The following is an 11609-nucleotide window of genomic DNA, read 5'->3' on the forward strand; positions in this document are numbered from 1 at the left end:
TCCAACAACACATGCAGACACTGAAAGCAGACAGATATGCAGGAAGTAATTAAGAACGCTCGCATTGTTCTCGAACGAGAGGTCATTTTTGGCAGCATTACGGTCGCTGACGGGGTGATCTCGGATATCGCCACTGGAACTCTAAACACTCAGACCGGGGTGGATATTGGGGGGGACTACCTGCTTCCAGGGCTGGTTGACGTCCACAGCGACAACATAGAAAAGCAAATATCCCCACGCCCCAACGTCACTTGGCCAAGCACGTATGCTACGATTGCTCATGATGCGAATGTGATTGGGGTTGGTATTACGACGATCCTGGACGCCATTTCGTTGAGTGACCCAATCTCTCTTGGTGGGGGGGATGGAAGCCGAACGAAGCTCGCCCATGAAATCATTCATGGTATCCGCAGCTGTCAGAAGGCAAACGCTCTTAGAGCTGAGCACCTTTTTCATATTCGGTGCGAGCTTAGCGATGCGCAAATCGCGGATCGTGTTCGTCAGCTCGGTGAAGATCTTCCGATTAAAATGTTCAGCCTTATGGACCACACACCTGGCCAAAGGGTGTTCCGCGATGTGGAGACCTGGCGAAGCTACCGGAAGAAGGGCCGGGGTTTAAGCGACAGTGAGCTTGATTGCATGTATTCTGCTGAGGTCGAGGCGCAACGCCGATACGCTGGGCCTAACAGGATGGCGATTGCCGCTATCGCACGAGAACGAAAAATTGCGTTGGCCGGTCACGATGATTCAAGCGAAGAAGAGATTAATGAGGCGCTAGCGCTCGGCAGTTCGGCTTCGGAATTTCCCACCACGATCCAAGCTGCGCGGCTAGCACACTCGCTTGGTATGAAGACAATCATGGGCGGTCCGAATCTAGTCCGCGGCAAGTCTCATGTCGGTAATGTATCTGCGCAGGAATGTGCTGAGAATGGAGTTCTCGACATCTTAGCTTCGGACTATATGCCGGTCAGTCTGCTCCAGGCAGCCTTCATGCTCACTTCCGATCCTGTCGGATATGAACTGCCGCAAGCGATCGCCACGGTCACATCAAATCCGGCAAGCGCCTGTGGCCTGGAAGATCGCGGCAGGATTTCAATCGGAGCCAAGGCGGATCTGATCCGCGTTCGATATCGTGACGGTCTGCCCGTCCTGCGGACTGTCTGGCGGTCAGGCCTGAGAGTGCACTGACCGCGTTGCGTGTGCGTTACGGTCAGTTGATTCTGACCGTCCTCGCCGCTTGGCGAAGGACTACAGAGAGGTGCCATGGCAGATGTACTGATTGTTGGACTAGAGAAGGCATTTGGTCAGACAGCAGTTCTCCAGAACATTGCGCTGCAAATCGCCGATGGCGAGTTCCTCACGTTACTTGGGCCGAGCGGCTGCGGGAAATCCACTTTACTTCGAATTTTGGCGGGGCTGGAAGTTCAGGACAGCGGGTCGGTATCGATTGGCGGGCGCGTGGTCGACGGCCTCCGTCCGAAGCGTCGCGACGTCGCCATGGTCTTCCAGTCCTACGCACTCTATCCGCACATGACGGTTTCACATAACATGACGCTTCCGCTCAGGATGCGTAGGTTGAGTGCGTGGCAGCGCCTGCCTGTACTGGGGACCCTGCTCCCCGGGACGAAGCGGATCAGTTCTGAGATAGCCGCAGAGGTAACGCAGACTGCGGATGCTCTAGGAGTTCGGCACTTGCTGAACCGGAAGCCGGGCGAGCTGTCAGGCGGTCAGCGCCAGCGTGTCGCGGTCGGGCGGGCGATGGTGCGCCATCCCGCGGTATTCTTGATGGACGAACCATTGTCGAACCTCGACGCCAAGCTCAGGGTGCAGCTGCGAGCCGAAATCAAGGAGCTGCATAGGCGGCTCGGGGTGACCTTCATCTATGTCACACACGATCAGGCCGAGGCCATGACGTTGTCGGACAGGGTGGCAGTGATGCTCGACGGGCAGTTGCTGCAGGTAGCGGCGCCGCAACAGATCTACGCCGATCCAGCCGACCGCCGCGTGGCTGAATTCATTGGCTCTCCGAAGATCAACATGTTGGAGGCCGCAGTGCGCGAGCAGGGGCTGGTCGATGTGGCCGGCTCTACACTGGCTGTCGATGTCGAATGCGCCCCAGGCGCAGCATTGACGCTAGGCATCCGCCCTGAGGCTTTTCATGTCGTCGAGCGTAGGGGGCTAGGCACTCTGACAGGTTCCGTGAGGTTGGTTGAGCACATGGGCTCGGATCTTTACGTTCATCTCGATATGCCGGGCGTCACTGAACCCGTGGTAGCGAGGCTGCTGGCGGAGCGCGCCCCTCTCATCGCGGCTGGACAGACACTCAATATTGGTGTGCACCCCGACCGGGTGCTGCTATTCACTCGCGAAGGTTCACGAATCCGGCCGCGTTGCCCAGCTATGGCAAGTGTGATGCCGCTCCGCGAGTATGTGCGATGAAGGCGGGAACCGAGCCGCTGGAATCTGGGCGGGGTCCGATCGCTGGACCCCGGAACGCCCCAACAGCAAACTACGCAGGTTCGTTGCGCGGGAGACGTCCTCGCGTGGCTGCATCCCTTGCGTCGCGGAGCGGGCGTGGGCAAAGGTTAGCGTATGCATTGGCAGCATGGACGCTGGCCGGTCCTGCCTTCTTCCTGCTCATTGTGCTGTTCTTTCTCCCGGTGATCGCGGTGTTCGCCATCGCGCTCACGGACTGGCAATTCGGCGGGCCGTCACTCGAATTCGTGGGGTTGGCCAATTTCCGTGAAGTGTTCGCCGATGATGGCTTCCGTACCTCGGTATTCAACACCGTCGTATATGTGCTGATCGTTGTACCGGGCACCGTTGTCCTCGGGCTTTCGGTCGCCTTACTGATCGAAAGCGGGCAATCGTTTCGCGCTTTCTACCGCGCTATTCATTTCCTGCCCTACATGGCCACGCTTGCCGCCATGGCGATCGCTTGGGAGGCGCTGCTGCATCCCACCATTGGCCTCGTAAATCAGGCACTTTCCACTTTTGGATTACCGGGAGCAAACTGGTTGCGCGATGAAGCGACAGTTCTGCCGGTACTGGCAGTGATCGGTATCTGGCAGAACCTCGGCTTTGCCATGGTGCTGTTCCTCGCCGGGCTGAAGTCAATTCCGGAAGACCTCTACGATGCCGCCGCTATCGACGGCGCCGACCAGTGGCTCGATCGGCTGCGCACCGTCACGCTGCCGATGCTAGGGCCAGTTTCCATGTTCGTTGTGATCGTGGTGGCGCTACACGCGTTCGAGGCCTTCGATACAGTACAGATCCTGACCCAAGGGGGGCCGGGTCACTCCTCCGAGGTGCTGCTCTACACCATCTATCGCGAAAGCTTCCAATATTTGAGAACAGGTTACGGCGCCTCCGTTACAATCGTCTTTCTGGTGATCGTGGTAGCTCTCACATTCGTCCAGGCCCGTATCATGGACAGAAGGGTGCACTATCAATGAGCACTGCACATCACTTCCTACGTCCCGCTGCGGTCGCCCGCCATGCCATCCTCCTTCTGACGGCCGCGCTGATCATGGTACCCTTTGTATGGATGGTGTCGCTCTCCCTTAAGCCGCCGACCGAGATCTTTCGCGCCTCCTACTCTCTGTTGCCCGAGCGATGGTATGCTGTCGAGAACTACACAAAGGTAATTACCACAGCCCCACTGCTGCGCTACATGCTTAACGGCGTCGGAGTTTGTGCGGCCATTCTCATCCTTCAGATTCTGGTTTGCGTGCCTTGCGCCTATGCGCTTGCAAAGCTGGAGTTCAGAGGCCGCAGCACGCTGTTTGCGCTCGTCCTGGTCGGTCTCCTCCTCCCCCAACAGGTATTGGCCCTGCCGCTTTTTATATTCGGCTACAGCGTCGGCATCCTCAATACCTATGCCGCGCTGGTTTTCCCCTTCGTCGTATCACCGTTTGGGATATTCCTATTCCGGCAATTCTTCAGGTCGATCCCTGATGACATCGTCCACGCGGCTCGTCTTGACGGCCTTTCTGAGTTGGCGATTGTCTGGAGGATTATGGTGCCGATGGCCATGCCGGCGGTTATCGCGTTTTCGATCTTTTCTATTGTTTCCCACTGGAACGACCTGTTTTGGCCCCTTATTGCCGTCAATAACCCACAGCTCATGCCTCCGCCGCTGGGTATTATGGCTTTCAAGAACGAGGACACCGGAGTGGAGTATGGCCCACTTATGGCCGCGTCGACTCTCGTAGTCCTGCCTCTGATCGTGGCCTTTCTCGCAGCTCAGCAATGGTTCATTGAAGGGATAGCTAAGGGAGGCATCAAGGGATAACGCAGCTTCGCGTACCCTTACGCAGTTGAAGTCAAAAATCGATGAGGACGTCGAAATACTTCCCATCATATCTGGTGACCGAGAACTCGATGGGGATGTGCCTCTCGTCAAGTGCAAGATGGATAATTTCGAGCATCGGCGTGGAGCGCTCAATTCCGAGAAGCTTTGCGTCCTGGGCGCTCGGTGCGACTGCGCGAACCCTCATACTTTTTCGATTTATCTCTTCGACACCGTAGCGCTTCATTGCGGCGGTGATAGATCCGGTGCTAGCGATCCATTGGGCTATGCCCTCGAATCTCGGAAGCGGATAATAGCACCAAGAAAGAGCGATTGCCCGTCCATCAAGCACTCGGACCATTCGGATACGGATGAGCGGATGGCCCTCCGGAAGCCCCAGCGGAATTCCATACTTTACTGCCCGAACCGGATCCACTGAGATCAAGCGATACTGCAGCGATCGCCCGACTGTTTTCGCCGCAGCAGATAGCTTCGTTGTTCGGCCAACTCGGTATGACAGGCTGGGCTCTCGAACAAATATTCCTTTTCCTTGCTCGACGCGAACAAGCTCATTTTGCTTGAGTTGCTCCACAGCGCGACGAACTGTGTGTCGATGCACAGCAAATTGTTCGGCAAGTTCTTCCTCTGTTGGAAGCCTACTGCCAGGAGTAAATCTTCCCTCGGAAAGCCATTCTTCAAGCTCCGCCTGAATCTGTTTCCAGCGCGGTGACGAAGGTGTGCCGTCATCAGAATTCGACCGAAGCGCAGCTTGACGTGGTGGTGCCATCGAGTTTCTCAGCTAGCTCGGGCCCATGGGCCGTATCCCATTCCTCTATACAACCCGAGCTGTCGTCGAAGGATGACAGCGCCGATTGTCACGGAAGCATCATAAAGAAAGAACAAGGTCAGCTGCGATGAATTTATCCAGTTTGGAGTGTCAAGGAAAGTGCTCGTCGCAACATACAACATCCAGTACGGGGTCGGTCGTGACAAAAGGCTCGACCTCAAGCGCGCCATCGATGCTGTTGCCAACGCCGATATCATCGCGCTGCAGGAAGTCGACGTGAATTGGGATAGATCTCAGGGGCAAGATCAGGTCGCTCTGATTCGTGACATGTTGCCATACCACGAGGTGGCTTGGGGGCCGACAATTGACGTGCGGAAGTCCTCCGGGAGCAGCGTGAGGCGGCAGTTCGGTAACATGATTCTATCGCGTTACCCGATTGTATCGATCCGGAACTATCTTGTGAGCAAATACGGCGCATCCGTCTACATGGACCTGCAAAAGGGGGCGTTGGAGGCCCTAATCGATACGCCAATTGGGCTACTGAGGTTTTATTCCACCCACCTCTGCAGCACGTCGGTCGAGCAGCGTCATCGTCAACTCGAATGGCTCCTCGACCACCACAAGAAGGCATCAGATGAAGGTCCTGTCCTCGCGGGTGAGCATCCCGTAGATGCCACTTGGACTTCGGAGCCTGCGCTTCCTTCGATGCCCTCCAGCGCCATCCTGCTGGGTGACTTCAATTTCGAGGACGCGACAGACTCGTATACTGCTGTGGTGGGCGAGCGCTCAAAACGAGTCGGTCATCTCACCAGACGTGGTGGGTTCGTTGATGCTTGGACCGTTTGCCATGGTTTTTCGGACGCCTCCCGCGAGGCAGGTTGGACGGTCCTGTCACCCTACAATTGTCGCGTCGACTATTGCTTCGTCAGCGAGAGCCTGACGGGAAAGATCAAATCGGCGGTTGTCGACAAGGCCGCTGACGGGTCGGATCACCAGCCCTTGCTCGTTGAGCTGGGTGCATGACCCGCGATCGACTCCAGTGAAGCACAACCTCTAGTGGACAAGATGCAAGAAATGGCAAATTGTGAGGGCTCGGTATCGCCGCCGGAGGAGCTTGGCCGAGCCGATTGGATAGGAATTCTCGCTCGATCAACTTCGGCTGACCTCAGCCGGCTTGCGTCTAACCTCGTTCGGGGCCTCTCCTGGACTTGGCTAAGATCTCCCGAAACGGGACTCGTCATGGTCCGAGGGCGGGTTGGCGGCAAGGGCGATGCGTTCAATGTCGGCGAGGTGACCGTCACTCGCTGCGCATTGCGCCTCGCGGACGGAACCATCGGACATGGCTACGTGCAAGGCGGCGATGGGCAACATGCAACGCTTGCCGCCTTAGTAGATGCTGCTCTGCAATGTGACGAGAACAATAAGCTCCTCTTGTTGGGAGTCGTTGAAGCCTTGCGTGAGATCCAGTCGCGGCATCGTAGAGAGCGCCGAGCGAAGGCCGCTTCGACGAAGGTGGAGTTCTTCACGATGATCAGAGGCGAAAACCGGGGATGACCACAGCTACAACAATGTCCCGTATCCATCCGGGATTCACAGACCCTGTGTTCGACAGTCAAGCGGTCTTTCGCACGCTTCTGTCCTGCAATGCCTATCCTGGCCGGGTGTTTACTCTCGCCCGTAACGTCGGCGCTCCTGAACCGTTCTGCGTCTCAACAGCTGCTCTTTGCCTCACTCTTCTAGATTTCGAGACATCGCTTTGGCTCGATCGGGGCGGGACAGTGGACTGCATCGTCGACTGGCTTGGTTTTCATTGCGGCGTGCCTCTAACGCAGAGCCACCGAAAAGGGCGGTTTGCGATCGTTATCGATGCACAATCTATGCCCAGCTTCTTGGAATTTCCGTCTGGCGAGATCGAGGCTCCCGATTTAGGTTCAACCTTGATCGTGCAGGTGCCCTCACTCGTGGATGGTCCCACAACCAAATGGTCTGGACCAGGAATCCGGGAGAGCTTGTACTCCGGGATCGCAGGCCTTCCTACGCAATTTTGGTCGGATCGAGAGATGACCCGTGAAATCTATCCAAAGGGGATAGATGTGTTTTTCACCTGCGAGTCCTCCATCGTGGGACTGCCGCGCACTGTCCGTGTGGAGTTCTAGATGGCTTACGTTGCGGTCAAAGGTGGCGAGCAGGCAATCCTTAACTCGCACAAGCTGGTTGCTGAGGAGCGCCGAGGCGATCCAACAGTGCCTGAACTCACGCTCGAGCAGATCAGTGAGCAGTTCGGGCTCGCGATTGACCGGGTGATGAACGAGGGATCCATCTACGACCGGCGGCTTGCAGCACTGGCATTGAAGCAGGCCCAAGGAGATCTTGCCGAGGCGATTTTTCTTTTGCGAGCGTATCGCACGACCTTGCCCAGGATTGCGGCTTCAGAGCCGATCGAAACAGCGCAAATGACTGTTCGCCGCCGCGTCTCTGCAACGTTCAAAGATGTTCCCGGCGGTCAGTTGTTAGGACCAACCTACGACTACACTCATCGGCTTCTCGACTTCCGCCTCGCGGAAACAGTAGATGGGGACTATCCTGAAGTGCCGGGTCCCGACGTTTCAATCGATCCCGACTTCCCTAGGGTTCTGGATTTCATTGATGACGAAGGCCTTGTCGAGCCAGCCATACGGCGCGGCGGTAACGAGCCATTCGATCTTACCCGCTCACCCAAGCAACTACCTGCTGGACGCGACCAGCGCCTCCAAAATTTAGTCCGAGCTGACGAGGGATTCATCGCCGGCCTTGGATACTCCATTGCCAGAGGTTACGGCGGAACGCATCCTTACGTAGCCGAAATACGTCTCGGCGAAGTAGAGGTCGAGCTCGTTCCGGAAGAGCTTGGCTTCCCAATCGTTGTTGCGGAAATCACGGTTACCGAGTGTCAAATGATCAGCCATTTTTATGGATCTCAGAGAACTCTGCCTCATTTCGCGCGGGGCTATGGACTCACCTTCGGTTATTGTGAGCGGAAAGCTATGTCCATTGCGCTCGTCGATCGAGCGCTTCGAGCACGTGAGTTCGACGAAGATGTGCGGTATCCGGCGCAGGACGAGGAGTTTGTTCTCTCCCACAGCGACAGCGTCGAGGCTACAGGAATGATTTCTCACTATAAGCTGCCGCACTACGTCGATTTTCAGGCCGACCTGCAGCTAATCCGCAAAATGCGCGCCGAGCGGCTTGCCGCCGAAGCTCCAAAAGCAGAAAATGAATCAGGTTATGAGACCAAATAGCGGGCCCGGTAGAGGCTACAACTTCGCCTACCTAGACGAGCAGACGAAACGCATGATCCGCCGTGCGCTGCTCAAAGCTCTGTCGATCCCCGGTTATCAAGTGCCATTCGGCGGCCGCGAGATGCCGCTGCCCTATGGCTGGGGCACGGGTGGGATTCAGGTCACAGCAAGCGTCATTGGACCGGATGACCGTTTGAAGGTCATCGACCAGGGTGCAGATGACACGACCAATGCGATATCGATTAGACGCTTCTTCAAGACAGTCGCTCAGGTAACTACAACGGAAAAAACCGACGAGGCCACAATTATCCAGACTCGGCATCGAGTACCTGAAACGGCTCTCATGGAAGAGCAAATACTTGTGTACCAAGTGCCACAACCCGAACCGCTGCGACGGATCGCAATTCGTGAGACCGAGGCGCGCAAAATGCATGCTTACGGGGAGTATGGCGCGATGCAGCTGACCCTGTACGAGGATATTGCTCGTTTTGGACACATAGCGCGCACGTGGGAGTATCCGGTGATAGTTAATGACCGGTATCTGATGGCGCCGACTCCGATACCGAAGTTCGATAATCCGAAGTTGCAGAACAACCCTGCAATTCAGCTTTTTGGCTCCGGCACGGAGAAGCGCATTTATGCGGTGCCGCCCTACACGAGCGTGCGGAGCCTAGATTTCGACGACCACCCCTTCGAGGTCCAGCAGTGGAAGCAAGCCTGTGCGCTTTGTAGGTCTGGCACTTCCTACCTCGACGAAGTAATTACCGACGACCGCGGCGGACGCATGTTCGTGTGCTCCGATACTGACTACTGCAGCACACGCCGAGCAGTACAAAAACTCGAGCCGGGTAGCGGTCCAGTCCCAACGAGCGAGGGGAACCGGTCGTGACCTTACTCGGCAACTTTGCGGCCCGGCGAACACTTCTGGATGTCTCCCGCGTCTCCAAATCCTATGACGACCAGGTGGGCTGTGTGGATGTGTCGTTTAGACTTTATCCTGGCGAGGTTCTTGGCGTCGTCGGCGAGAGCGGATCCGGCAAGTCGACGCTGCTGGCGTGCCTAGCTGGACGCCTAGTTCCCGATGCAGGCTCGATCGTCTATGACACGAAACAGCGCGGTCCGGTTGACATCCTGACGTTATCGGAGCCCGAGCGCCGGAGGCTGGCGCGAACTGATTGGGGCATCGTCCACCAGAATCCGCGCGATGGGCTCAGGATGGATGTCACTGCCGGCGGCAATATCGGCGAACGGCCGATGGCAATCGGCGCCCGTCACTACGGCAACATCCGCGCCGAGGCTGAGGACTGGCTGAAGAAGGTCGAAATCGACCTTGCTCGCACCGATGACAAACCGAAAACGTTTTCAGGTGGAATGCAGCAGCGGGTGCAGATCGCTCGCAACCTCGTGACGCGACCACGATTGGTGTTCATGGACGAGCCGACCGGGGGATTGGACGTTTCCGTACAGGCAAGGCTTCTCGATGTATTGCGCGGCCTGGTCCGCGAACTCGGTATTGCGGCGGTGATCGTCACTCACGATCTAGCCGTCGTGCGCTTGCTTGCTGACCGCTTAATGGTGATGCAGCGCGGACGAGTGATCGAGGAGGGGCTGACTGACCAAGTGCTCGATGATCCGCACCACCCCTACACTCAGTTGCTCGTCTCGTCGGTCCTGCAGGTCTGAGGCGTAAAGGAGTGTAAGCTAAAATGAACACCGGTAATATCTCTCTTCACGCTCACGACCTAACCAAGAACTTTATCCTTCATACGCAGGGTGGTGCGGAGATTCCTGTTTTTAGCAGCATCGAGCTCAAGGTCGCCTCGGGTGAATGCGTATGCTTGCACGGACCATCTGGCGCCGGCAAATCCACGTTATTGCGCTCGCTTTATGCGAACTACAAGCCCGACGCTGGCAAGATCCTCGTCCAACACGAGCGTACCGTCGTCGATCTGCTGGCCGTCGAGCCATGGCAGGTGATCGAGATCCGTCGCCGCACCATTGGCTATGTCAGCCAGTTTCTGCGTGTCATTCCAAGGGTTTCGACACTAGACATCGTGGCCGAGCCGGCGATCATAAACGGGGTTCCTTCAGAGACGGCGTATGCCTCCGCCCGCACTCTTCTTTCCCGGCTGCGCATCGCCGAGCGGCTCTGGTCTCTGGCGCCAGCCACCTTCTCGGGTGGTGAGCAGCAACGCGTCAATATCGCGCGCGGCTTCATCTTGGATTACCCGGTGCTGCTTCTCGACGAGCCGACAGCCTCGCTCGATGCCGCCAACCGCCAGACTGTGGTCGAGTTGATCAACGAGGCCAAGAGGCGCGGAGCCGCCATAGTCGGCATCTTCCATGATGAGGGGGTGCGCGAAGTTTTGGCCGACCGCCTGTTCGAGGTGGGCCGGTCGCCCGTTCATAATTCTCGGCGCCGTACCACAACCGCGGAGGCAGCCGCATAATGTCCGAATCCTCCTGGCCGCGCTACGCGATCTACTACACGCCGGCACCGGAACACCCGCTGACGGTCGCAGCGAGAGCTTGGCTTGGGCGCGACGCGTTTGCTGGAGGCTCGCCGAGAGCTCACGTTGAACTCGCTGCTGCTACTACGAGTCTGGGTCGCAACACGCTGACCAGCGCGGCCCGCCGCTATGGTTTCCACGCGGCGCTCAAGGCGCCGTTCCGGCTGAGGAAGGGATGTTCGGTCGAGGAACTGGAGCGCGCGCTCCGTAAGTTCGTGGCGACTTGGCGGCCATGCCCAATCGGGCCCCTGAAGATTGATCGGCTCGGCGGATTCTTCGCCCTAATTCCCGTGAGTTCGATCCCCACTCTGCTTGGCTTTGCCTCGCACATCGTCGAGGACTTCGATCGCTTCCGTGCACCCCTAAGTCAGGACGAGTTTCAATGGCATTTGTGCAGCCCACTAGATGAGACAGAGACCACACATCTTGTGCGATGGGGCTATCCTTACGTCTTCGATCGCTTCCGCTTCCACATTACCCTAACTGACCGCGTGTCGGCCGAAAGTCGGCCCCGCGTGCGGAAAGAGCTGGATGCGATCTTCGCGCCGTTGCTCTTCGAAGACTATACCATCGATGCTCTTTCCCTCTTCGTTCAGGAGAATTCCCGCGCGGATTTTATCGTGCGGTCGCAGTTCGCCTTGAGGAGCTGTACCCTCCTCAAGGAGGCGGTATGAGCCGATGACCTCTGCGTGCGGCCACTTGGTTCTCGTTGTTGGCCACAGCGGTGCTGGCAAGGAGGCTTT

The 11609-nt window shown here is 57.4% G+C and carries 13 protein-coding genes; 12 read left to right on the plus strand and 1 reads right to left on the minus strand.

Annotation, left to right across the window (positions count from 1 at the left end; translation table 11 throughout):
- Nucleotides 1–36 precede the first annotated feature (36 nt).
- The 4 genes from SO140_RS22165 (at nt 37) to SO140_RS22180 (ending at nt 4294) form a co-directional block, all read left to right on the plus strand.
- Nucleotides 37–1188 carry an alpha-D-ribose 1-methylphosphonate 5-triphosphate diphosphatase gene (locus SO140_RS22165; RefSeq protein ID WP_498543104.1) on the plus strand — a complete coding sequence of 384 codons (1152 nt, stop codon included), beginning with the start codon at nt 37–39 and terminating at the stop codon, nt 1186–1188.
- Between the two features lie 75 nt (nt 1189–1263).
- Entirely contained in the window at nt 1264–2439 is a 1176-nt protein-coding gene (locus SO140_RS22170) for an ABC transporter ATP-binding protein (protein ID WP_498543105.1), read from the plus strand.
- Nucleotides 2440–2543: 104 nt separating this feature from the next.
- Nucleotides 2544–3455, plus strand: a complete 912-nt coding sequence (locus SO140_RS22175) for a carbohydrate ABC transporter permease (RefSeq protein WP_498543106.1) — start codon at nt 2544–2546, stop codon at nt 3453–3455.
- The gene (locus SO140_RS22180; RefSeq protein WP_498543107.1) at nt 3452–4294 is read left to right on the plus strand and encodes a carbohydrate ABC transporter permease; all 843 of its coding nucleotides are present in this window, start codon (nt 3452–3454) and stop codon (nt 4292–4294) included. The genes SO140_RS22175 and SO140_RS22180 overlap by 4 nt, the downstream gene beginning before the upstream one ends.
- 31 nt (nt 4295–4325) lie before the next feature.
- Here SO140_RS22180 and phnF read toward each other — a convergent pair whose 3' ends face one another.
- Nucleotides 4326–5078 carry a phosphonate metabolism transcriptional regulator PhnF gene (gene phnF, locus SO140_RS22185; RefSeq protein ID WP_498543108.1) on the minus strand — a complete coding sequence of 251 codons (753 nt, stop codon included), beginning with the start codon at nt 5076–5078 and terminating at the stop codon, nt 4326–4328.
- Nucleotides 5079–5237: 159 nt separating this feature from the next.
- Between phnF and SO140_RS22190 the strand changes: the two genes are divergently transcribed.
- From SO140_RS22190 to SO140_RS22225, 8 genes are read left to right on the plus strand one after another with little or no spacing between them, the layout of a single operon-like run.
- On the plus strand, nt 5238–6101 hold the full coding sequence (locus SO140_RS22190; protein ID WP_498543109.1) for an endonuclease/exonuclease/phosphatase family protein: 864 nt from the start codon (nt 5238–5240) through the stop codon (nt 6099–6101).
- Between the two features lie 51 nt (nt 6102–6152).
- On the plus strand, nt 6153–6632 hold the full coding sequence (phnG, locus tag SO140_RS22195) for a phosphonate C-P lyase system protein PhnG (protein WP_498543161.1): 480 nt from the start codon (nt 6153–6155) through the stop codon (nt 6630–6632).
- Nucleotides 6629–7234, plus strand: a complete 606-nt coding sequence (phnH, locus tag SO140_RS22200) for a phosphonate C-P lyase system protein PhnH (protein WP_498543110.1) — start codon at nt 6629–6631, stop codon at nt 7232–7234. The genes phnG and phnH overlap by 4 nt, the downstream gene beginning before the upstream one ends.
- Entirely contained in the window at nt 7235–8356 is a 1122-nt protein-coding gene (locus SO140_RS22205) for a carbon-phosphorus lyase complex subunit (protein WP_498543111.1), read from the plus strand.
- Nucleotides 8343–9245, plus strand: coding sequence for an alpha-D-ribose 1-methylphosphonate 5-phosphate C-P-lyase PhnJ (locus SO140_RS22210; RefSeq protein WP_498543162.1), 903 nt, complete (start codon nt 8343–8345; stop codon nt 9243–9245). The genes SO140_RS22205 and SO140_RS22210 overlap by 14 nt, the downstream gene beginning before the upstream one ends.
- Nucleotides 9242–10039, plus strand: coding sequence for a phosphonate C-P lyase system protein PhnK (gene phnK, locus SO140_RS22215; protein WP_498543112.1), 798 nt, complete (start codon nt 9242–9244; stop codon nt 10037–10039). The genes SO140_RS22210 and phnK overlap by 4 nt, the downstream gene beginning before the upstream one ends.
- Nucleotides 10040–10062: 23 nt before the next feature.
- Nucleotides 10063–10806 carry a phosphonate C-P lyase system protein PhnL gene (gene phnL, locus SO140_RS22220; protein ID WP_498543113.1) on the plus strand — a complete coding sequence of 248 codons (744 nt, stop codon included), beginning with the start codon at nt 10063–10065 and terminating at the stop codon, nt 10804–10806.
- Entirely contained in the window at nt 10806–11540 is a 735-nt protein-coding gene (locus SO140_RS22225) for a DUF1045 domain-containing protein (RefSeq protein WP_498543114.1), read from the plus strand. The genes phnL and SO140_RS22225 overlap by 1 nt, the downstream gene beginning before the upstream one ends.
- The last annotated feature ends 69 nt before the right edge of the window (nt 11541–11609 follow it).

The organism is Bradyrhizobium sp. UFLA05-108 (assembly GCF_059803455.1).